This is a genomic window from Arthrobacter sp. B3I9 (genome assembly GCF_030816935.1).
In the GTDB taxonomy this organism is placed as follows: Bacteria; Actinomycetota; Actinomycetes; order Actinomycetales; family Micrococcaceae; genus Arthrobacter.
Genome location: NZ_JAUSYO010000001.1, coordinates 3,770,145 through 3,792,942, shown reverse-complemented (window position 1 = coordinate 3,792,942; position 22,798 = coordinate 3,770,145). Strand labels below are relative to the sequence as shown.

At 66.3% G+C, this 22,798-nt stretch carries 16 protein-coding genes; 13 read left to right on the top strand and 3 right to left on the bottom strand.

Features of this window, described 5'->3' with window-relative positions:
* Positions 1-181: 181 nt before the first annotated feature.
* Both QFZ65_RS17490 and QFZ65_RS17485 read left to right on the top strand, forming a co-directional pair.
* Entirely contained in the window at positions 182-1,453 is a 1,272-nt protein-coding gene (locus QFZ65_RS17490) for a cell wall metabolism sensor histidine kinase WalK (RefSeq protein WP_306912627.1), read from the top strand.
* On the top strand, positions 1,450-2,130 hold the full coding sequence (locus QFZ65_RS17485) for a response regulator transcription factor (RefSeq protein ID WP_306912013.1): 681 nt from the start codon (positions 1,450-1,452) through the stop codon (positions 2,128-2,130). The genes QFZ65_RS17490 and QFZ65_RS17485 overlap by 4 nt, the downstream gene beginning before the upstream one ends.
* 89 nt (positions 2,131-2,219) lie before the next feature.
* On the opposite strand, the gene QFZ65_RS17480 is transcribed toward QFZ65_RS17485, so the two are convergent.
* A complete protein-coding gene (locus tag QFZ65_RS17480) occupies positions 2,220-2,831 on the bottom strand; it encodes a hypothetical protein (protein ID WP_306912626.1) in 612 nt (203 codons plus the stop codon).
* A 372-nt stretch (positions 2,832-3,203) separates the two neighbouring features.
* Here QFZ65_RS17480 and QFZ65_RS17475 point away from each other — a divergent pair, with 372 nt between their 5' ends.
* The 6 genes from QFZ65_RS17475 to rlmB all read left to right on the top strand — a co-directional run bounded on the left by QFZ65_RS17475 (position 3,204) and on the right by rlmB (position 8,235).
* Positions 3,204-3,686: a CarD family transcriptional regulator gene (locus QFZ65_RS17475; RefSeq protein ID WP_026266570.1), complete on the top strand. Its 483-nt coding sequence runs from the start codon at positions 3,204-3,206 to the stop codon at positions 3,684-3,686.
* 180 nt (positions 3,687-3,866) lie between these two features.
* Positions 3,867-4,646 (top strand): 2-C-methyl-D-erythritol 4-phosphate cytidylyltransferase, encoded by a 780-nt coding sequence (ispD, locus tag QFZ65_RS17470; RefSeq protein WP_306912012.1) that lies wholly within the window; start codon positions 3,867-3,869, stop codon positions 4,644-4,646.
* 2 nt (positions 4,647-4,648) lie between these two features.
* A complete protein-coding gene (gene ispF, locus QFZ65_RS17465; protein WP_306912011.1) occupies positions 4,649-5,197 on the top strand; it encodes a 2-C-methyl-D-erythritol 2,4-cyclodiphosphate synthase in 549 nt (182 codons plus the stop codon).
* A gap of 41 nt (positions 5,198-5,238) precedes the next feature.
* Positions 5,239-5,586, top strand: a complete 348-nt coding sequence (locus tag QFZ65_RS17460; protein ID WP_306912010.1) for a hypothetical protein — start codon at positions 5,239-5,241, stop codon at positions 5,584-5,586.
* Between the two features lie 68 nt (positions 5,587-5,654).
* Complete coding sequence (cysS, locus tag QFZ65_RS17455; protein WP_306912009.1) at positions 5,655-7,115, top strand: cysteine--tRNA ligase; 1,461 nt, start codon at positions 5,655-5,657, stop codon at positions 7,113-7,115.
* 133 nt (positions 7,116-7,248) lie between these two features.
* Positions 7,249-8,235, top strand: a complete 987-nt coding sequence (gene rlmB, locus QFZ65_RS17450; RefSeq protein ID WP_306912008.1) for a 23S rRNA (guanosine(2251)-2'-O)-methyltransferase RlmB — start codon at positions 7,249-7,251, stop codon at positions 8,233-8,235.
* A 578-nt stretch (positions 8,236-8,813) separates the two neighbouring features.
* Here rlmB and QFZ65_RS17445 read toward each other — a convergent pair.
* Positions 8,814-9,623: a carbon-nitrogen hydrolase family protein gene (locus QFZ65_RS17445; RefSeq protein WP_306912007.1), complete on the bottom strand. Its 810-nt coding sequence runs from the start codon at positions 9,621-9,623 to the stop codon at positions 8,814-8,816.
* 113 nt (positions 9,624-9,736) lie between these two features.
* Here QFZ65_RS17445 and glgX point away from each other — a divergent pair, with 113 nt between their 5' ends.
* Positions 9,737-11,890: a glycogen debranching protein GlgX gene (gene glgX, locus QFZ65_RS17440; protein WP_306912006.1), complete on the top strand. Its 2,154-nt coding sequence runs from the start codon at positions 9,737-9,739 to the stop codon at positions 11,888-11,890.
* Positions 11,887-12,243 carry a barstar family protein gene (locus QFZ65_RS17435; RefSeq protein ID WP_306912005.1) on the top strand — a complete coding sequence of 119 codons (357 nt, stop codon included), beginning with the start codon at positions 11,887-11,889 and terminating at the stop codon, positions 12,241-12,243. The genes glgX and QFZ65_RS17435 overlap by 4 nt, the downstream gene beginning before the upstream one ends.
* Positions 12,244-12,286: 43 nt before the next feature.
* On the opposite strand, the gene glgP is transcribed toward QFZ65_RS17435, so the two are convergent.
* Positions 12,287-14,905 carry an alpha-glucan family phosphorylase gene (gene glgP / locus QFZ65_RS17430; protein ID WP_306912004.1) on the bottom strand — a complete coding sequence of 873 codons (2,619 nt, stop codon included), beginning with the start codon at positions 14,903-14,905 and terminating at the stop codon, positions 12,287-12,289.
* Between the two features lie 150 nt (positions 14,906-15,055).
* Between glgP and QFZ65_RS17425 the strand changes: the two genes are divergently transcribed.
* From QFZ65_RS17425 to QFZ65_RS17415, 3 genes are read left to right on the top strand one after another with little or no spacing between them, the layout of a single operon-like run.
* Positions 15,056-17,128, top strand: coding sequence for an alpha-1,4-glucan--maltose-1-phosphate maltosyltransferase (locus tag QFZ65_RS17425; RefSeq protein WP_306912003.1), 2,073 nt, complete (start codon positions 15,056-15,058; stop codon positions 17,126-17,128).
* Between the two features lie 5 nt (positions 17,129-17,133).
* Complete coding sequence (treS, locus tag QFZ65_RS17420; protein ID WP_306912002.1) at positions 17,134-18,927, top strand: maltose alpha-D-glucosyltransferase; 1,794 nt, start codon at positions 17,134-17,136, stop codon at positions 18,925-18,927.
* Between the two features lies 1 nt (position 18,928).
* On the top strand, positions 18,929-22,663 hold the full coding sequence (locus QFZ65_RS17415) for a 1,4-alpha-glucan branching enzyme (RefSeq protein ID WP_306912001.1): 3,735 nt from the start codon (positions 18,929-18,931) through the stop codon (positions 22,661-22,663).
* The last annotated feature ends 135 nt before the right edge of the window (positions 22,664-22,798 follow it).

Below are 22,798 nucleotides of genomic sequence, written 5' to 3'. Positions count from 1 at the left end.
GCCGGCCATGGGGGCGGCAGGCCTATTTCGGTTCACCTCTCGGCGCTTCAACGCTCAACTCTTCCAGTCTCCGGTGAACTGTTACGTCCCAACAGATGAACGTTAGTTGAACCGCGGCCGGAATGGCACGAGATTTCGATTTAGGCCCCGCGCCAGAGCATAAGCTGGAGCCGTGGATCCAATGCTCATCGGTGTGATTGCCGGCCTGATCGGCCTCTCGCTTGGCATCGTCGGCCTTCTCGCGTTCCGGGTCAGCGAGCAGCAACGCCAGCTTACGGACATGGAGTTCGCCGATCCCGCGCTCCCGGACGGGGCCGCTGAAGTGCTGGCCGCCGTGGGGCGCGCCTTTGTTGTTGTGGATGCGATCGACGGCGTCGTGCGGGCCAGTCCCGCGGCCTACGCCTACGGCCTGGTGCGCGGGCACACTCTGGTGCACGACCAGGTCCTGGACATGACGGCCCGGGTCCGGCGGGACGGGGTGATCCTGGAGAAACAGCTCGAGCTGCCCCGCGGCCCGCTGGGCCAGGGCACCATCGTGGTGCAGGTCCGGGCGGCCATGATCGCAGAGGAATATATCCTCCTGCTGGCCGATGACCGCACCGAGTTCACCCGCACCGAGGAAGTCCGGAATGACTTTGTCGCCAACGTCTCGCATGAGTTGAAGACCCCGGTCGGCGGCATCTCCCTCCTGGCCGAGGCGCTGGAGTCCTCCGCGGACGACCCCGAAGCCGTCCGGCGCTTTGCCAAACGCATGCACAAGGAGTCGGCCCGGCTGGCGGCCCTGGTCCAGGACATCATCGAGCTGTCCCGCCTGCAGGGGGCCAACGTCGCGCAGCAGGGACGGCCGGTGGATATCAACACGGTGGTGTCGGAGGCCGTCGACCGGTCGCAGCTGCCGGCCGAGACGAAGAATATCCAGCTGGTGGTCGGGGGCCGCGTGCATGCCATGGTGCACGGCGACCAGGACCTGCTCGTGACAGCGCTGCGGAACCTCATTGACAATGCCATCCGGTACTCGCCTGAGAACACCCGGGTGGGCATCGGTGTCCGGGCCAAAGAGGGCCTGGTTGCGGTGTCGGTGACGGACCAGGGTGAAGGGCTCAGTCCCGAGGACCAGGAACGGGTCTTCGAACGCTTTTACCGGGTGGACGCGGCACGGTCCCGGCATACCGGCGGCACCGGCCTTGGCCTGAGCATCGTGAAGCACGTCATCTCCAACCACGGCGGCGAAGTCACCCTCTGGTCCCAGCCTGGACAGGGATCCACATTCACCATCAGGCTTCCGGAGATGGAGGGCCAGGACGACGCCGACGCCCTCGAGGCGGCTAAGCCATCGGCGCCCGCCACGCGGCGCGCGGTTCCGCCCGCCGGAGAACCCAGACAAGCCCCGCAACCGCAACAACCCCAGAGAAGGAACGCCGCAGGCGTCCATGAGCAAGGAGCCACCGCTTGAGCAGGATCTTGATTGTCGAGGACGAAGAGTCGTTCAGCGACCCGCTGTCCTATTTGCTGGGCAAGGAAGGATTCGAGGTGGAGGTGGTGGACAACGGACTTGACGCCATCACCGAGTTCGACCGCAACGGCGCCGACCTGGTCCTCCTGGACCTGCAGCTCCCCGGCCAGTCCGGCACCGAAGTCTGCCGCCAGCTACGGCAACGTTCCTCTGTTCCGGTGATAATGCTGACGGCCAAAGATGCCGAAATCGACAAGGTTGTGGGGCTGGAACTCGGCGCCGATGACTACGTCACCAAGCCGTACTCTTCCCGGGAGCTTGTCGCCCGGGTCCGGGCCGTGCTCCGCCGGCAGGGCGAACCAGAGGAACTGATTTCCAGCACGGTGCACGCCGGCCCCGTCCGGATGGACGTCGAACGGCACGTGGTGAGCGTCAGCGGCGAGCAGGTCTCGCTTCCGCTCAAGGAGTTCGAGCTGCTGGAGATGCTGCTGCGGAACTCCGGCCGGGTGCTCACCCGGGGACAGCTGATCGACCGCGTCTGGGGCTCGGACTATGTGGGGGACACCAAGACGCTGGATGTCCACGTGAAACGGCTTCGCAGCAAGATCGAGCCCGACCCTTCCACGCCGCGCTACCTGATCACCGTCCGCGGGCTCGGCTACAAGTTCGAGCCGTAGGCCGAAGGCCGTAACAGGCAGCAAAAAGGAGGGGCACCCGGTCTGAACGTATCAGTCCGGGTGCCCCTCCTGCTGCTGGGAGCCGGGAGCTAGTGGTTCGCGCTGCTGGTGGGAGACGGCGTCGAGTCCGCGCCGCCGGTCGGAGATGCAGTCGAGTTCGCGCTGCTGGTGGGAGACGCCGTCGACGTCGGGGAAGCGGTACTGGTGCCCGCGGTCGGCGTGCTGGTGGGCACGTACTGCTTGTAATCGACGATGGTGGCGTCCAGGACCGGGACCTTGAACTTGGCGTTCTCGTTGGTGCTGTCTTCGCGGATGGTCACCTCGGCGAGGGAACCGGGCTTGGCGCCGGTGGTGCTGAGGATCGCCTCGTCTGCGGAATCCTCGTTCAGCAGGACATAGGAGTTTTTCTTGACGGAAATCTCCGTCTGGGCGCCGCCGGCACCGGCGATGGTCAGCTTCACATCGCGCGACGAGTCGTTGTAGACCGCGCCTATGACACGGCCGGGCTTGTCTTCGCCGTCCGAAATGATCATCATGTTGCGCAGCTGAAGCGGGCCGAGGTCCGCCCGGGTTCCGTCCGACGCGGAGTACTGCTCAGAGGTCTGCTGGGGGTTGATGTAGCCGCAGCCGGTCACCGACAGCAGGCTGATGCCAAGTGCAGCCGTTGCCATTGCCAGCTTGCCGCGCTGGCCCCGGTTCATCGCAGTGAAACGCACGTCACGCACTCCTTGAGAGTCTTGAAACAGTATCCAGCCATAGCCTATCGGCAATCGGCGGCAAACCATGATTCCGCACGTACACATACGCGCGCGGTTTGCGTCCGTCCGGCGTCCGGACGGACATGCGGGGGAGCCGCGGTTCCCCGTCCGATGGGCTCCCGCAGGACTCCCGGACGGGCGGCCGGAGACCCTTGGCAGGGGCTTCCGCATGCACTAATATCCGCTTTCGTCAAGGGGGCAAAGGGGTCCCTTTCAGCCCATTTTCCCCGGAATCATGCGGTTCCAGGGCCCAAACGATGGCAGTCGTATGCCTTAATCGTGATAAACTGGTCTGCGGGAAAGGGGAATGTCCACATGGTTTTTGAGGTCGGCGAGACAGTAGTTTACCCTCACCACGGTGCAGCCAAAATTGAAGAAATCAAAATGCGCACTGTCAAGGGCGAAGAGAAGATGTATCTCAAGCTCAAGGTGGCTCAGGGTGATCTGACCATTGAAGTTCCAGCAGAAAACGTTGACCTTGTTGGGGTCCGGGACGTAGTGGGCAAGGAAGGCCTGGAGCACGTGTTTGACGTGCTGCGAGCCGAGTTCACTGAAGAGCCCACCAACTGGTCGCGTCGATACAAGGCAAACCTGGAGAAGTTGGCTTCCGGTGACGTCATCAAGGTTGCAGAGGTCGTCCGCGACCTGTGGCGCCGCGATCACGATCGGGGTCTTTCTGCAGGTGAGAAGCGCATGCTGGCCAAGGCTCGGCAGATTCTGATTTCAGAACTGGCGTTGGCTGAAAAGACGGATGAAGAGAAGGCCGCAAGCGTTCTCGACGAAGTCCTGGCTTCCTAAGGCAAGAATTGAACCCCGGTGGCGCAAGCCGCCGGGGTTTCTTTTTGCCCTTTTCCTCCCGTCCCTGCGGCCGCTTCCCCCCCAACTGGGTCGCAGCAGGTGTCGTTTTCAGCGCCCAAAACGACAACAGGTGCGACCTAGTTGGGCCGCGCGGGGGTGCTGGGACGTATTCTTGTCCGCATGGATACTGCGACAACCCCTGCCACCGCCGTCATCCTCGTCGCGGCCGGTTCCGGGCAGCGGCTGGGCTACGGCATGCCGAAGGCGCGCGTTCCACTTGGTGGCGAGCCTATCTTGATGCATGCCCTGCGGGGGATAGTGGCGTCGGGCGTCGCAAGCCAGGTGTGCGTGGCTCTACCCGAGGGCGACGGGGTGCTCCGTGCGCTCTGCGATGACTTCAGGACGGAACTGGTCGACGGCGGCCCGTTGCTTACCCTCGTCGACGGCGGAGCCAGCCGCGCCGATTCGGTCCGCGCCGCGATGGCGGTACTCGAACCCGGGACCCAGGCCGTGCTGGTGCACGACGCCGCACGTGCGCTGACGCCCGAATCGGTATTCCAGCGCGTGGTCGAGGCGCTGGCAGCCGGCGCGAAAGCCGTCATCCCGGTCATCCCGGTGGTGGACACCGTCAAAACCGTGCAGCCTACCACCGGAGACGGGGCCGCCATTGCCCCGGAACTGGTGACCGGCACGGCGCACCGGGAGACACTCCGGGCAGTCCAGACGCCGCAGGGCTTCGACCTGGCCACGCTGCGCCGCGCCCACGAAGGCGCCGCAGGATTCGATGCAAGCGAGGCAGCGGCGGTCACGGACGACGCCATGCTGGTCGAACGCCTCGGCGTTCCCGTCCACGCCGTGCGCGGCGCGAGCCAGTCGCTGAAGATCACCACGCCCCTGGACCTGATCATTGCCGAGGGCCTCCTCGAGGGGCCCCTCGGCGTGCGCTGGGTGGAAGGCTGAGAATGACGACCCCTAACGACGTGCCCCCGAACGCGGCCCTGTCCGTCATCCCGCGCACCGGCATCGGAGTCGATGTCCACGCTTACGCGCCCGACGAGGCGCCCCAGCCGCTCTGGCTCGGGGGTCTGTTCTGGGAAGGGGAGCGCGGACTGTCCGGCCACTCGGACGGTGACCCGGTGGCGCATGCCGCGGCCGACGCCCTCTTTTCCGCCTGCGGAGTAGGGGACCTTGGCACACATTTCGGCACCTCCAGGCCGGAATACGCCGGCGCGTCCGGGGTTACGTTGCTGGCGGAGGCGGCCCGGATAGTCCGCGCCGAAGGGTTCGAAATCGGCAACATCGCTGTGCAGTTTGTCGCCAACCGGCCGAAGTTCGGACCCCGCCGCGAGGAGTCGCAGCGTGTCCTCAGCGAGGCTGCTTCAGCTCCCGTCAGCGTCACGGCCACCACCAGCGACGGGCTGGGCTTCACCGGCCGCGGTGAAGGGATTTCCGCCATTGCCACCGCTCTTGTCTACCGCTCCGGCGAGTCCGGACCGGGCCCCGTCACCTAGAGTTAAAGCAAGAGTCCGGTTCCGCGACAACAGGAGACACCGTGAAAAAGCTGCCCGCCGCCGTCGTACTCCTCATGGGAACCCTGCTGACCGGTTGCCAGGCATCGGGGCCCCCGCCGCAGCCAGCCCGGATGACCGTGCAGGAAAGCTGCACCTTCCTCAACGGCGATAACTTCGTGCCCAGCGGGAGCCAGAAGGAGCGGGCGGGCCAGATCGCCCAGCACTACCAGGAAGTAGCGGACAAGGTGGCCCCCGAAGTGTCAGCCCCGATCCAGAAGATGGCGGATCTCATGAAAGAGGTCGCGGCCACCCCCGACGGGAACCAGACCCCCGCCCAGACGGACCAGTTCCGGGAACAGATCAACAGGATCGGCGAGTACTGCAAGTAGCGTGCCCGTCCAGCGCCCCGAGCCAGCGCGCGGGCGGGCAGCGCCGGGCCATCGGCTAATCTGGAGCGGTGACCCTGCGCTTTTACGACACTGCATCCGCCGAAGTCCGCGACTTCGTCCCCCTGGTTCCCGGCAAGGTGAGCCTGTACTACTGTGGGGCGACCGTGCAGGGCATGCCGCACGTCGGGCATATCCGCTCCGCCATCGCCTTCGACCAGCTCACCCGCTGGCTGCAGTACCGTGGCTTCCGCGTCACGGTGGTCCGTAACGTCACCGACATCGACGACAAGATCCTGGCCAAGTCCGCGGCCTCCTTCGGCCCGGACCTCGAGGACGAGCCCGGGGCCGTCCGCGAGGAGGAATGGTGGGCGTTGGCCTACCGGTATGAGCAGGAATTCCTCAAGGCCTACGACACCCTCGGCGTTTCCCGCCCCACCTACGAACCGCGCGCCACCGGGCACATCCCGGAGATGCACACCCTGATCCAGCAGCTGATCGACCGTGGCCATGCCTACCCGGCCCTCGACGGTTCGGGGGACGTGTACTTCGACGTCCGCTCCTGGAGCAAGTACGGCTCTCTGACGCGGCAGAAGGTCGATGACATGCAGGGCGCCCCCGACGCCGATCCCCGGGGAAAGAAAGATCCGCGCGACTTCGCGCTCTGGAAGGGGCACAAGGACGGGGAGCCGACGACGGCGAGCTGGGCATCGCCGTGGGGCGCCGGACGGCCGGGCTGGCACCTTGAATGCTCGGCGATGGTCACCAAATACCTCGGCACAGAGTTCGATATCCACGGCGGGGGCCTCGACCTGCGCTTCCCGCACCACGAAAACGAGATGGCGCAGTCGCAGGCGGCCGGCCATCCGTTCGCCAACTTCTGGATGCACAACGGCATGGTGACGTACGCCGGCGAGAAGATGTCAAAGTCCGTCGGCAATACGGTCAGCCCCGCCGAGATGCTGGAGCTGGCCTCGCCCCGGGTGGTCCGCTACTACCTCGGACAGGCCCAGTACCGCTCGGTCCTGGACTACCAGCCCACCTCCCTGCAGGAAGCCGCCGCTGCCATGGAGCGGATCGACGGCTTCCTCAGCCGCGCGGGCAAGGCCCTCGCCGGTGCCGACGGTGCAGGCTTGGCCTCGGGCAGCGACGGCCGGGTCCCGGATGCTTTCGCCGCGGCCATGGACGATGACCTCAACGTCCCGCAGGCACTGGCGGTACTGCACGACACCGTTCGGGCAGGCAACACCGCCCTCACCGCAGGGGAGCTGGACGACGCCCGCCAAGCCTGGGTCAGCGCGGCCAACATGGTGGGGGTCCTCGGCCTGAACGACACCGCAGCCCCGGCTGTGGATGAACAAAGCAACACCGCCCTCGAGGTTCTGGTCGAGGCGCAGCTCGCGGCGCGCGCACAGGCCCGGGCCGGCAAGGACTGGGCCGCATCGGACGCGATCCGGAACACCCTCGCCGCGGCCGGCGTCGTCGTCGAGGACGGCGCGGACGGCGCAAGCTGGAGCCTCAAGCGCAACTGAGCTGCCGGCACCCCGCACTGGAAATGGGGTTACGGGAACCTGACGTCCCGGCCCGCGGTCGTGGATTTAACTCGAGTCAGTAGACTGGAGTTCAGGCTTATCAACGAATCGCGTATTTAAAAGGGTGGAAATCATGGCCAACAACGGTCGCCGGTCGGTCAAAATGAAGAAGGGCCCCACGGTCGGAACCGGCGGCCACGGCCGCAAGGCTCTCGAGGGCAAGGGCCCCACTCCGAAGGCGGAGGACCGCCCGTATCACAAGGCCCACAAGAACAAGCAGCTGGCGGAACGCTCGGCGGCCAAGCGGCCGGGAGCCCCCCGCAACGCCGGCGCCCGCTCGGGCCCTAAGGGCCGCGCCACCGAGGAAGTCGTCACCGGACGCAACTCGGTGGTCGAAGCCCTGCGCGCGGGCATCCCCGCCAAGGCCCTGCACGTCGCCATCCGCATCGAGATGGATGACCGCGTCAAGGAATCCCTCAAGCTCGCGGCAGAGCGCGGCATCCCCCTGCTGGAAACCGGCAAGCCCGAGCTGGACCGGATGACCGACGACGCCATCCACCAGGGACTCGTGCTCCAGATCCCGCCGTACGAGTACCAGGACGCCTACGAGCTCGCCGAGCACACGCTGGAGGCCTGGAAGAAGGGCCACGTCGCCAACGCGCCGCTCTTCGCCGCGCTCGACGGAATCACCGACCCGCGCAACCTCGGCGCCATCATCCGCTCGGTCTCCGCCTTCAGCGGCCACGGCGTCATCGTGCCGGAACGCCGCTCCGTCGGCGTCACCGCGTCGGCCTGGAAGACCAGCGCAGGAGCCGCCGTCCGCGTCCCCGTGGCACGCGCCGCCAACCTGAACAACACGCTCAAGGCGTTCAAGAACATGGGCATCTACGTCCTGGGCCTCGACGGCGACGGCGACGTCTCGCTGCCGGACCTGTCCCTGGCCACGGAGCCGGTCTGCATCGTCGTCGGCTCCGAAGGCAAGGGCCTGAGCCGCCTGGTCCGCGAAAACTGCGACCAGATCGTCTCGATCCCGATCGACTCGGCCATGGAGTCCCTCAACGCGTCCATGGCGGTGGGCATCTCCCTCTACGAGATCTCTCGGCAGCGCGCGGCCAAGTAGCCCTTTCCGGATTCGGCCGTTCCTTGGTCGCTTGAGTTGTGGCTGGGTTCGCCGGAACCGGAGTTTTGCCGTCGCTTAGACACCTCCCTTCAGCTCAATCGGCCGCTGGCGGCCTCACTCGCTTCCGGTCGGCGATGCGCTCCTTTGCAAAACCCCGGTTCCGGCTTGGAGGCCGGTCACCTACGGTTGAGCAACCACAACGGTAGGTCACCTTTCGTACTACGGCACCGCTCCCTTACGTCTCGTAAGGGAGCGGTGCTTTAACTATTTGCCTGACGCCCAGGTTTCCTTGTCCGTTGAAGTAGCTCAGCGGTAGGGGCCTTACCTTCGAGCGGGCGGCGGGGTCTTGCTAAGGAGCGCATCGCCGACTGGAGCCGGATGAGGCCGCCCAGCGGCCGAAGTAGGCGAAAGGAGGTGTCTAAGCGACGGCAAGACTCCGCTGCACGCGGAGGTGACCACGGCGACCCGCTAAGCGACGGCAAGACTCCGTTGCACGCGGAGGTGACCACGGCGACCCGCTAAGCGACGGCAAGACTCCGTTGCACGCGGAGGCGACAACAGGGAACCCAGCCGCAAGCTTAGAACTTGTGGCGGTTGGCGAGGACCGGGAGTTTGGCGCGGGCTTCCTTGACCAGGGCCGTGTCGAGGTCGACGAACAGCAGGCCCGGCGCGCCGTCGAGCTCTTCGAGGACGTCGCCGAAGGGGGATACTGCGACGGAATGCCCTACTCCGGTGGGGGCGGAACCCTTGACCTCGGTTCCTTGGCTAGCGGGATCGCCCTGGCCGCAGGCAAGGACCACGGTGGTGGAGTCCAGGGCCCGGGCGCGGGCCAGCAGCTTCCACTGCTCGGCCTTGCCCGGACCGGAACCCCAGGAGGCGCAGACGATGTTCACGTCGGCGCCGCGGTCCGCGTTGGCGGTGAAGAGGCCGGGGAAGCGGATGTCGTAACAGGTGGCGAGCCCGAACGTGACGTCGTCGAGCTGGAACGTGACGGGGTCGCTGCCTGCCTCCACGGTGTCGGATTCCGCGAAGCCGAAGGCGTCGAAGAGGTGGATCTTGTCGTAGCTGGTGTCCAGGCCGCGGCCGGTGACCAGCAGGGTGTTCCGGACCTTCCCGCGGTCGCCGTCGTCGGACCTTCCCGGCGTAAACATCCCGGCAATGATCGCGATGTCGTGCTCCGCGGCGATGGCGCGGACACGCGTGGCCCAGGGGCCGTCCAGGGGTTCGGCGATGTCCAGCAGCGAGTTGCCGAAGGCGCGCATTGCCGCCTCGGGAAAGACAACGAGGTCTGCGCCGCCGGCCTTGGCCTGCCCGGCGAGGTCCTCGAGGAGGGCCAGATTCGTGGCAAGATCACGGCCTGTGATGATTTGGGCCAGTGCAATCCGCATAGTTACCTCCAGTTTCGGCGCTTCATTCCAGTATGCAGTCCCCTTTTCCGTACACTGCACAGGATAAGGAAAACCCAAGGGGTCGCTTGTTCTGCCCCGCTAAGCTATAGGCGATGGTTATGCCTTACATAGAGAGAGCCTCCACCGTAGACGCCTCACGGGCGTTTCCGCTGGGTGTCAGCGTGCCAAGCGCGGGCTCGCCGGTCATGGACGACCCCCGGGGTGCCTTCGCGAACGTGGCTGTGTATGCCCCGGCTGTGACGACCCTTGACATCGCCTACCAGGCGCCGGGCGGGGCGTGGCAGCTCAAGACACTGCCCAATGTGAGCAACGGCGTCCACCACGGCATCGTGGAGGGTTTGCCGCTCGGTGCCCGCTACGGGTTCCGATCGTCGCCGGACCACGAGTCGTTGCCGCTGCCGATGCCCGCCGTCGATTTTGACGCCGCCGGCGAGCAGCCACTGCTGCTGGATCCATATGGCCGGGCAGTGGACCAGCGCGAGAATTTCATCACGAACGTCCGCGTGTCCAGCGACTTCGACTGGGGCATGGACAGCAGCCCGCGGATTCCCTGGCGGAATACCATCATCTATGAGGCCCACGTCCGAGGCCAGACGATGCTCCACCCTGACGTGCCGGAGGACCTCCGGGGCACCTATGCAGGGCTCGCGCACCCGGCCATGGTGGAGCATCTCATTTCCCTCGGCATCACGGCGGTCCAGCTGCTGCCGGTGCATTTCCACGTTGACGAGCCGCACCTTCAAAGCCTTGGCCTGACGAACTACTGGGGCTACAACACGGCCGCGTTCTTCGCCCCGCACCCCGGTTACGCCACCGAGGCTGCGCAGGCCGCCGGTGCGCAGGCAGTCCAGGACGAGGTCAAGGGGATGGTCAAGGCCCTCCACGCGGCCGGGCTGGAAGTCATCCTCGACGTCGTCTACAACCACACGGCTGAGGGCGGTGCCGACGGGCGGACGCTAAGCTTCCGTGGCCTCGGCGAGATGCAGTATTACCGCAACGATGGCCAGGGCCGCTACCTGGACACCACCGGCTGCGGGAACAGCCTCGACTTCAGCGAGCCGCGTGTCATCCAGCTGGTCTTGGACTCGCTGCGTTACTGGGTTAATGAATTCCACATCGACGGCTTCCGCTTTGACCTGGCCGTGACCCTGGCGCGGAATGCCGCGAATGACTTCGACCCCCGCCACCCCTTCCTGGTCGCGATTGCCGCCGATCCCCTCCTCTCCACCGCGAAGCTGATCGCCGAGCCCTGGGACATCGGCTACGGCGGCTGGCAGACCGGCCGCTTCCCGCCCGGCTGGGTCGATTGGAACGACCACTTCCGCGACGCCGTCCGCACTTTCTGGCTCCCTGACCGTGCGGCTATCGCCGCCGGCGGACAGGGAGGATCGGTGGCGCGCCTCGCAGATGCCCTGTCCGGCTCCGCGAGCCTGTTTGAGGGGTCGGGCCGGTCCCGGCTCGCTTCGCTCAATTTCATCACCGCCCACGACGGGTTCACCCTGGCTGACCTGGTGTCATACGACCGAAAACACAACGAGGCCAACGGGGAGCAGAACCGTGACGGACACGGGGACAACCGCAGCTACAACCATGGCTTCGAAGGCCGCACCGAGGACGAGGAGATCCTGGCCCGCCGTGCCCAGTCAAGCCGCAATCTGATGGCGTCCCTGATGATCTCCCAGGGCGTGCCGATGATCACCGCCGGGGACGAGGTGGGCCGGACGCAGCAGGGCAACAACAACGCCTACTGCCAGGACAACCCCATCACCTGGATCGACTGGACCAGCACGCCGGAGTCGCACGCGATGCTACGCAGCACCAAGCGTGTGATCCGGCTCCGCAAGGAATTCCTTGCCAGCCAGCCGCACCACTATCCGACACACGACAACCAGTCCTACTTCCACTGGTTCGACGCGCACGGGGAGCCGATGTCGGGGGAAGTCTGGCAGGACCCTTCCCAGCGCGTGGTGCAGCTCCTGCTCGGCTCCGACGACGGGCGTATGGACGGGCTGGTGGTGGTCAATGGCGGCGCCGAGGACATCAAGGTCACCCTGCCCCTGATCTTGAACGAGGACGGCACGGGCATCAGGCTTTTCGAACTGCGCCTGACCACCTCCGAGCTGCACGACCGGCGCCAGGGCGTCCGCGTATCCTCCGGGGAGCGCGACGTGGTCGAGGCAAACTCCATCAGCATCTACCGCACCGAGCCCGGCAGCCGGGCGCCCGGCCCCGTAAAGGAACCATGAGAATCTATTCGGCAGACACCTGGACCATCGAAGAGCTGCAGGAACTGGTGGGCGACGCCCGCCGTCGCGCCGTGTTGATTCCTGCCGCGGATACAAAGCAGGCTGTCCTGGAGGCGTTTGCGGGAGCGCTCGGTTTCCAGGCCGACGACGGGCTGGACCTCGACGCCCTCAACGACTCGCTGCATGACTTCGCCGATTCGATTTCCGACGACGGCGAGGCCCCCACCACGTGCATCTGGCAGGTGCCGGCCGTCTTCCGCGCAGACCGCTCCTTCGGCGTCATCTGTGAAGTCCTGCAGGACGCCGAACGGTACGCCGGCAAGCACCTCGACTTCGTCGCCGTCTGCCTCTGACCCCGAGGCACTCCGGAACTCCTAAAGCTCCGCCACTCCGGAATCAGGCGTTGACGATCAGGCCAAGTTCCGCCTTGGAGGCCAGCGCCTCATGCGTCGGCAGCACCCGGACCGTGTAGCCGAAGGACCCGGACCGGTTGATCAGGATGGTGCCCGTGAAGAGATGCCGGCCCTTCCCGAGCTCCTCCGCCGCCTTCAGTTCAGCCACCGTGACGTCGGCGAGCTCATCGTTGTCCCCGGCCTTGCCGTAGGCGACCTCCACGGACACGTCCTCCGGAGTGATCTGGTCCAGGGCGACGTAGGCGTTGACCTGGAGGAGGTCGCCGATTTGTGGATCCTCGGAAACGCCCACCGAGTCGACGTGCTCCACCTGAAGGTGCGGCCAGGCGGCGCGGATGCGGGAGATCCAGGCCGCGAGGGCCTTTGCCTGGGCGTAGTTGTCCGCCACGGCCCGCCGTCCGGCGACTGCCGCCGGGCGGTAGAGAATGTTGACGTAGTCCTTGAGCATCCGCTCCGCGGACACCTGCGGGCCCAGGTGCGAGATGGTGTGCTTGATCATTGAAACCCAGTGCGTCGGCACCCGCTGCGCCCCGGGCTGCGAGGCCCCTGCCGCTCCGGCCCGGTCAGACACTGTCAGCCCGTAGAAGCGCGGAGCAACCTGGGTCTCGAGCAGTTCGTAGAGCGCCGCAGCCTCGATGTCGTCACGTTCTTCGGCGGAGGCGTCGTTGTTGGCGGTCGGAATCGCCCAACCGTTCTCGCCGTCGTACATCTCGTCCCACCAGCCGTCCAGGACGGACAGGTTGAGTGAACCGTTGATGGCCGCCTTCATGCCGGACGTTCCGCAGGCTTCCAGCGGACGCAGCGGATTGTTGAGCCACACGTCGCAGCCGGGGAACAGCGTCCGGGCCATGGCGATGTCGTAGTTGGGCAGGAACGCGATGCGGTGCCGCACCGCAGGATCGTCGGTGAAGCGCACCAGGTCCTGGATCATCTTCTTGCCCGCGTCATCCGCCGGGTGCGACTTTCCGGCGATGACCAGCTGGATCGGATGGGTCTTGTGCAGCAGCAGGGCCTTCAAGCGTTCGGGCTCGCGCAGCATCAGGGTCAGGCGCTTGTAGGTCGGCACACGCCGTGCGAAGCCGATCGTCAGGATGTCCGGATCCAGCACCGAATCGGTCCACGCCAGCTCGGCGTCGGCCGCGCCGCGTTTCTTCCACGCAGCCCGGAGCCGGCGGCGGACATCGTCAACGAGGGATACGCGCATCTCGCGGCGGAGCGCCCAGACCTCCTCGTCGCTGACGTTGTAGGCAAGGTCCCACCGGCTCTGCGCCTCCGCCTCGGACCCGAAGTGGTCCCGGGCCAGCTTGGAGACCCGGGGATCCACCCATGTCGGGGCGTGCACACCGTTCGTGACCGAGGTGATGGGCACCTCCGAGTGGTCGAAGCCCGGCCAGAGGGAGGAGAACATGCCGCGGGAGACCACGCCGTGCAACTTGGCCACGCCGTTGGCGCGCTGGGCAAGCCGGAGGCCCATGACGGCCATGTTGAAGACGAACGGGTTGCCGTCGGTGAAGTCTTCGCGGCCAAGGTCCAGGATTTTCGACACCGGAACGTCCGGAGCAAGCCCGGCTTCGAAGAAGTGCTGGATCTGCGAGGTCTCGAAGCGGTCGATGCCGGCCGGAACGGGGGTGTGGGTGGTGAAGACGGTGGATGCGCGGCCCGCGGCCAGAGCTTCTTCCCAGCTCAGCGGTTCCGCCGCGGACATCATTTCCTGGATGCGTTCGATCCCGAGGAACCCAGCGTGGCCTTCGTTGGTGTGGAACACCTCCGGGGCCGGGCTGCCGGTGAGCTTCTGGTAGGCCCGCAGGGCCTTGACGCCGCCCATGCCGAGCAGGAGCTCCTGCTGGAGGCGGTGGTCGCCGCCGCCGCCGTACAGCCGGTCGGTGATGCCGCGCGCGGCGTCGTCGTTGCCGGGAACGTTGGAGTCCAGCAGCAGGAGGGGAACGCGCCCGACGTCGGCCCGCCAGACGTGCGCCAGCAGGCGCCGGCCCTGGGGGAGCGGCAGGGAGATCTGGAGCGGTTTGCCGTTGCCGTCCGGGGACGCCTCCCGCAGCAGGGTCAGCGGCAGTCCGTCCGGGTCCAGGACCGGGTACGTCTCCTGCTGCCAGGCATCGCGGGAAAGCGACTGCTTGAAGTAGCCCGCCTGGTAGAGCAGGCCCACGCCGATCAGGGGAACGCCCAGGTCCGAGGCCGCCTTGAGGTGGTCGCCGGCCAGGATGCCGAGGCCGCCGGAGTACTGCGGCAGCACCTCCGTGATGCCGAACTCGGGGGAGAAGTACGCGATGCAGGACGGCGCGTCGTCGCCCAGGCTCTGGTACCAGCGGGGCTGCTGGAGGTACCGGTCGAGGTCGTCAGCGGCGGACTGGACGCGGCGCACGGCGTCCTCGTCGGCCGCGAGGCGCTGCAGTTCTTCCCGGCTGACCAGGCCCAGGAACGTCACCGGATCGTGGCCGCTGTCGGCCCACGCCCGGGGGTTCAGCTCCTCGAAAAGCTCACGGGTGGGCCGGTGCCAGGACCACCTGAGGTTGGTGGCCAGCCTGGCGAGCGGCCGGATGGGTTCCGGGAGGACGGTTCTGACGGTAAATCTGCGGATTGCCTTCACGAGCGAAACACTAACCGAGAAGTGAGATCTTCGTCACCGGTTTGGGTTTCTTTCCGCAAAATGACGGTTCGTCGAGGCAAAAATGCGGAAACCTTCAAAAAAACTTCGCAGGCTTAGCAAAATGCTGGATTTGTAGATAACGTCGAGCCTGTGACGAATAACTCGCGAACCAGTGCCGTGTCCAAGCAAAAGCCGAAGGCCCTGATCACGGAGGGCCTTCGATTTGGCCGCTTTCCGATCACCGCCGTGCAGCCTTCGGTCGAGAACGGGAAGTTCCCGGCCAAAGCCGTCGTGGGCGAGAGCGTGGTGGTCGGTGCCACCGCCTTCCGCGAAGGCCATGACGAGCTCGGCGTCAGCGCCGTCCTGCTCGATCCGAGCGGGAAGGAAAGCCAACGCGTCCGCCTGGCCATACCCCGGGGGCCCCGGGGTATGGGTACCGACCGCTGGGAAGGGATCCTGACGCCCACTGGCACCGGTAACTGGTCGTTCGTGATCGAGGCCTGGCATAACCGCTACGGCACGTGGCACCACAACGCCGAGGTCAAGGTGGAAGCGGGCATCGACGTCGAGCTGATGCTGGCCGAGGGAGCCGCACTGCTTTCAGAAGCGTCCGAAGACTCCACCCGCCCCTCGGCCGACCGGCACACGCTGCGGATGGCCGTCAACGTGCTGTCCGATGCTTCCCTGACTGCCGAGGAACGCCTCGCGGCGGGCTTCTCCGCGGACGTGAGGGACATCGTGGAACGCCAGCCGATCCGCGAACTGGTGACGGTCTCCGAGCCGTACCCGCTGCTGGTGGAGCGGGAACTCGCCGGCCGCGGTGCCTGGTATGAGTTCTTCCCGCGCTCCGAAGGCGCCTTCCGGAACTCCGAAACCGGCGAATGGACCTCCGGCAACTTCCGCACCGCTGCCAAGCGCCTGGACGCCGTCGCCGCCATGGGCTTCGACATCATCTACATGCCGCCGATCCACCCGATCGGTGTACAGCACCGCAAGGGACCGAACAACACCCTGCTGGCCGGACCGCACGATCCGGGGTCACCGTGGGCCATCGGATCCAAGGAGGGCGGACACGACGCCATCCATCCGGACCTCGGCACCTTCGAAGACTTCGACGCCTTTGTGGCGCGGGCCGGTGAGCTGGGGCTGGAAGTCGCCCTGGACCTGGCACTGCAGGCCGCCCCGGACCACCCCTGGGTAGAAAGCCATCCCGAATGGTTCACCACGCGCGTGGACGGCAGCATCGCCTACGCCGAAAACCCGCCGAAGAAGTACCAGGACATCTTCCCGCTCAACTTCGATAACGACCCCGCGGGCCTCTCCAACGAAATCCTCCGCATCGTGCTGCTCTGGGTGAGCCACGGAGTGAAGGTCTTCCGCGTCGACAACCCGCACACCAAGCCAGTGTGGTTCTGGGAATGGCTGATCGGCAAGGTCAACAAGAAGCATCCCGAGGTCATCTTCCTCGCCGAAGCCTTCACCCGCCCGGCAATGATGCACGCACTCGGACGCGCAGGATTCCAGCAGTCCTACACCTACTTCACCTGGCGGAACACGAAGGAGGAGCTGGAGGAGTACTTCCAGGAGGTCAGCCACGAGTCCCCTGCGTACTTCCGGCCGAACTTCTTCGTGAACACTCCGGACATCCTGACCGAGTTCCTGCAGTTCGGCGGGCCGGCCGCGTTCAAGATCCGCGCCGCCCTCGCCGCCACCGCCAGCCCCATCTGGGGCGTCTACGCCGGGTACGAGCTGTACGAGCACGTGGCCCGGCCGGGCGCCGAAGAGTACATCGACAACGAAAAGTTCGAGTACAAGGCCCGGGACTGGGACGCGGCCGCCGCATCCGGCCGGACGCTTGCTCCCTACCTCACCCGGCTGAATGAAATCCGGCACACCCACCCGGCCCTGGGGGACCTGCAGAACCTGACGGTCCACCAGAGCACGGATGACGCCACCGTGGTCTATTCCAAGCACAAGACCCTTCCGGACGGCACCAAGGACACCCTCATCATCGTGGTCAACGTGGATCCCCACGGCACCCGGGAGAGCACCGTGTCACTGGACCTGGCCGCCCTGGAACTCGACCCGGAGGACCTGACCCACAACGGCCGGTTCATGGTGGAGGATCTCTTGACCGGCGAAAGCTGGGAATGGGGGGAGTACAACTACGTCCGGCTGGACGCCCACGTCGAACCCGCCCACATTCTCAGCATCCGGAGGTAGTACGAGTGAGTTTCAGCACGACCAACCCCAGCCACTTCAGTACGAAGGGGACCTTTGAACTCAACGCACCCGGACTCCAGCACGACCCGCTCTGGTACCGGAAAGCGGTGTTCTATGAGGTGCTGGTCCGGGGGTTTGCGGACGGAAACGGTGACGGCTCGGGCGACTTCCACGGCCTGATCGAGAAACTCGATTACCTGCAGTGGCTCGGCGTCGACTGCCTCTGGCTGCCGCCGTTCTTCCAATCCCCGCTCCGGGACGGCGGATACGACATCTCGGATTACAACTCCGTGCTCGATGAGTTCGGCACCATCAGCGACTTCAAGCGGCTCGTGGCCGAGGCACACGCCCGCGGCGTCCGGGTCATCATCGACCTGCCGCTGAACCACACCTCGGACCAGCACCCCTGGTTCCAGGAGTCGCGCAAGGACCCGGACGGACCCTTCGGCGACTTCTATGTGTGGAGCGACACCGACGAAAAGTACCAGGACGCCCGCATCATCTTCGTCGACACCGAGGAGTCCAACTGGACCTTCGACCCGATCCGCCGGCAGTTCTTCTGGCACCGCTTCTTCAGCCACCAGCCGGACCTGAACTTCGAAAACCCCAAGGTCATCGACGCGCTCTTCGACGTCGTGAGGTTCTGGCTGGACCAGGGCATCGACGGCTTCCGGGCCGACGCGATTCCATACCTTTTCGAGGAGGAGGGCACCAACTGCGAAAACCTGCCGCAGACGCACGAGTTCCTCCGCAAGCTGCGCAAGATGGTCGATGAAAGCTACCCGGGCCGCGTGATCATCGCCGAGGCCAACCAGCCTCCCGTGGAGGTCGTGGAGTACTTCGGCACCGAGGAGGAGCCGGAGTGCCACATGGCCTTCCACTTCCCGATCATGCCCCGGCTGTACTACGCGCTGCGGGACCAGAAGGCCGCCCCCATCATCGAGACGATGAAGGACACACCGAACATCCCCGAGGGGGCCCAGTGGGGGACCTTCCTGCGCAACCATGACGAACTGACCCTGGAGATGGTCACGGCGGATGAACGTGCCGCCATGCTCGGATGGTACGCACCGGACCCGCGCATGCGGGCCAACATCGGCATCCGGCGCCGGCTCGCGCCGCTGCTGGACAACTCCCGGTCCGAGATCGAACTGATCAACGCCCTGCTGCTGTCCTTGCCCGGCAGCCCGTTCCTGTACTACGGGGACGAGATCGGCATGGGGGACAACATCTGGCTCGAGGACCGCGATGCGGTCCGCACCCCGATGCAATGGAACCCGGACCGCAACGCCGGGTTCTCGCACGCGGACCCGGGGAAGCTGTACCTGCCGGTCATCCAATCGCTGGTCTATAACTACAGCATGGCCAATGTCGAGGCCGAGGCCGCCCATTCGGGCTCACTGCTGCGGTGGACCCGGCAGATCCTCAGCGTCCGCAGGAACCACCCGGCCTTCGGGCTGGGCGGGTTCGAGCACGTGGAAGCCGATCACGACGTCGTCCTCGCCTACCTGCGCGAGCTTCCCGCCGGCAATTCGGCCGGTGAGGACCCCGAGACGATCCTGTGCGCCTTCAACCTCTCCCAGCACCCGGTCGCGACCACCCTGCGCGTGCCGAGGTTTGCAGGGCGGGGCCTTCGCGACGTCTTCGGCGGGCAGCCCTTCCCCGGCATCGGGGAGGACGGAAGCCTGACCCTGACTCTGGGCAGCCACGATTTCTTCTGGCTGCGGATCCGCTCGGCAGCCTCCAATCCCGCTTCGCCCTTCACCCAGGCGATGCCTATCCTGTCCATCGAAGGTTGATATGACCCGGCCTACTTTGCCCCCTGCCCTCAGCGGACTGCTCGGTGAGTGGCTTCCCCGCCAGCGCTGGTTTCCCGTCAAGACGGCGGAGTTCAGCTTCGAACCGGTCGGCGCGCTGAACCTGGCGGCTCCCGCCCGCGTCGGCGCCGAGTTCGAGGTCTGGCTGCTCGCGGTGACCTATCCGACGGCGGATGGAAACCGGACCGACGTCGTGCAGGTACCGCTTAGCTTCCGCCAGGCCCCGCTGCCCGCGGCTGAGTCCGCGCTGTTGGGGGAGACGGACCAGGCGGGCGCCACGCACGGTGACGCATCAGGGCGGGCGGTTACCGCTGATGACGGCGCTTCCGGCGCCGTCTCCGGGCAACGCTGGATCTACGACGGCGTCCATGACCCGGGGTTTGTCGTCGCGTGGCTGGATCTCATGCGGAGCGGCGAGGCCAGCCCGGCGGGCAACGCCGTCGGGCACCTCGTGGAGTCGGACTACCGTCTGCCCCTCGCCACCGGCTCGGTGAAGGTGCTCTCAGGCGAGCAATCCAACACTTCGGTGATCGTCCACGACGGCGAATCGGCCGCGATCCTCAAGTTCTTCCGGGTCCTGTCCGAGGGCCAGAACCCGGAAGTCGAAATCGGGGCCGCCCTCACCGCCGGCCGCACGGCGGAGGTTCCCGCCACCCTGGGCTGGGTCACCGGAGAATGGGAAGCGCCTGCGGAGGACCCGCAGGGCGGGACCCGATCGGCGCGCGGCGAGCTGGCCGTGGCGCACGAGTTCCTCGCCGGCGGGCTGGATGCCTGGCGGCTGGCCGTCGGTGCGGCAAGCCAGGGACGGGACTTCTCCGCAGAGGCACACGCCCTCGGTGCCGCCACCGCCATGGTGCACCGCAGGCTGGCCGAGTTCCTCGGAGTTGCCTCTGAAGCTGTTCCGGGCGGTGTCATCGCGCCCGGCGTGGCCCAGCGTGTCCGCCAGTCCTGGGCGCAGGCCGCCGGCGCGGTCGGCAGCTACGACGGTGCCCTCGATGAGCTTCTGCAGCGCCTCGACGGCTGCAACGCCGGCCCGCTGCAGCGGATCCACGGGGACCTCCACCTCGGGCAGATCCTCCAGGTGCCCGGCGCGGCCGGCGGAGCTCCCCGATGGGCCATCCTCGACTTCGAGGGCGAGCCGCTGCGGCCGATTTCGGAACGCAGCTTTCCCGACGTGCCGCTGCGCGACGTCGTCGGGATGCTCCGCTCCTTCGATTACGCGGCCGGTGCCGCCGTCCGTGAATCCGCCGACGCCGCCGTTCCGGCGGATTGGGTGGACGACTGCGCCGAGGCTTTCCTGGCCGGTTACGCGGAAGTGGTGCCGGGAAGCATCGACCGCGATTCGCCCCTGTTCGTAGCCCTCTGGCTCGACAAGGCCCTCTATGAAGTCATCTATGAATTACGGAACAGGCCGGACTGGCTTTCCATTCCGGTCAACGCATCACGACGTCTCCTTGGCAGTACAGGCTCCGGCGTTCCCGCCGAAGTCGAAGCGGAAGGTATCACAATGACAGCAGCACGGATCGATCGGCCCGGAGCTCCGCTCCCCGTAGACTCGGACACCCTCGCAAGGGTCGCGGCGGGCGAACACCACGCCCCGCACTCCGTCCTCGGCGCGCACCTCGATGACCACGGGCACGTCACCATACGGACCGTGAAGCATATGGCGGAGTCCGTTTCCGTTATCACGGCAGCCGGCACGTTCCCCATGGACCACGAGTCCGGCGGCGTCTGGGTGGCCGTGCTGGAACCGCTGGAGCGCGGGCATGTGCCGGACTACCGCCTCGAGGTGACCTATGAGGGCGAAGGGCCACTGACCGTGGACGACCCCTACCGGTATCTGCCCACGGTCGGGGAAGTGGACCTTCACCTGATCGGTGAGGGCCGGCACGAACGGCTCTGGGACGTGCTCGGGGCGCACGTCCAGCACTACAAGTCCTCCCTCGGCGACGTGGACGGCGTCTCCTTCGCTGTGTGGGCACCGAACGGGCAGGCCGTCCGGGTGAAGGGTGACTTCAACGGCTGGGACGGACGGGAGCAGTCCATGCGCTCCCTGGGCTCCTCCGGAGTCTGGGAACTCTTCATCCCCGGCGTTTTGGCAGGGGCGTGCTACAAGTTCGAAATCCGGACGCGGCACGGTTACTGGGTGGAGAAGGCGGATCCGCTGGCCTTCGGTACCGAGGTACCTCCGCTGACGGCATCCCGCGTGGTCGAACCGTCGTATGCCTTCAGGGACGACGAGTGGATGAAGGCCCGGGCCGCCCGGGATCCGCACAACGCGCCCATGAGCGTCTACGAGGTCCACCTCGGCTCCTGGCGGCTGGGCCTTGGCTACCGGGAGCTCGCCAAAGAGCTCGTCGACTACGTCAAGGAACTCGGGTTCACCCACGTTGAATTCATGCCCGTGGCCGAGCACCCCTTCGGCGGGTCATGGGGCTACCAGGTCACGTCTTACTTTGCCCCGACCTCCCGCTTCGGCCACCCGGACGAGTTCCGGCACCTCGTGGATGAACTGCACCAGGCCGGCATCGGCGTCCTGCTCGACTGGGTGCCGGCGCACTTCCCGAAAGACGAGTGGGCGCTGGCCCGCTTCGACGGCGAGACCCTCTACGAGCACGGGGATCCGAACCTGGGAGAGCACCCGGACTGGGGCACCCTGATCTTCGACTTCGGCCGGCGCGAGGTCCGCAACTTCCTCGTGTCGAATGCGCTCTACTGGCTGGATGAATTCCACATCGATGGCCTGCGCGTGGACGCCGTCGCTTCCATGCTTTACCTGGACTACTCCCGCGAGGAAGGCCAGTGGCGGCCGAACCGTTTCGGCGGACGGGAGAACCTCGAGGCGATGTCCTTCCTGCAGGAGGTCAATGCCACGGTCTACAAGACGCATCCGGGCGCGGTCATGATTGCCGAAGAGTCAACGGCGTTCCCGGGTGTCACAGCCCCCACCAGCCAGGGCGGACTCGGCTTCGGCCTCAAATGGAACATGGGCTGGATGCACGACTCGCTCAAGTACATGGCCGAGGATCCGTACAACCGCAGGTGGCACCACGGCACCATCACCTTCTCCATGGTCTACGCCTTCACGGAGAACTTCCTGCTGCCCATCAGCCACGACGAAGTCGTGCACGGCAAGGGGTCCATGCTCCGCAAGATGCCCGGGGACCGCTGGCAGCAGCTGGCCAACCTGCGCGCCTTCCTGGGCTACCAGTGGGCGCACCCGGGCAAGCAGCTGATCTTCATGGGAACCGAGTTCGGCCAGGAAGCGGAATGGTCCGAACAGCACGGCCTTGACTGGTACCTGGCGGAAATCCCGGCCCACCGCGGCGTGCAGCTCCTGACCAGGGACCTGAACCAGCTGTACAGCTCCACTCCCGCACTGTTCGAGCTCGACAACGATCCCGCGGGCTTCGAGTGGATCGACGGAGGTGACGCCAACCGCAACGTGCTGACCTTCATCCGCCGCGACAAGGCCGGCAACCCGGTGGTTTGCGCATTCAACTTCTCGGGCAGCCCGCACCTGGACTATGTCCTGGGAGTGCCCGCGGAAGGTGAGTGGCAGGAAGTGCTCAACACTGACGCCGCCAGCTACGGCGGCTCCGGCGTCCAGAACGAGGGAACGCTGACAGCTACGGCCGCCGATACACACGGCCAGCCGGCTTCCCTTACCGTCACGCTTCCCCCGCTGGGGGCAACGTACTTCAAGCCCAAGGCCTAGCGGCAGCGACGGTGAAAGGCCCGGAACCCCCGTGGTTCCGGGCTTTTCACCGTCCCGGGCAGGACCGTCTGAGGGGCCGCTTTGTCACGCCGCGAAAGTGGTGGTACAGTTTATTTCCGCGCTGCTCCCCGGAGT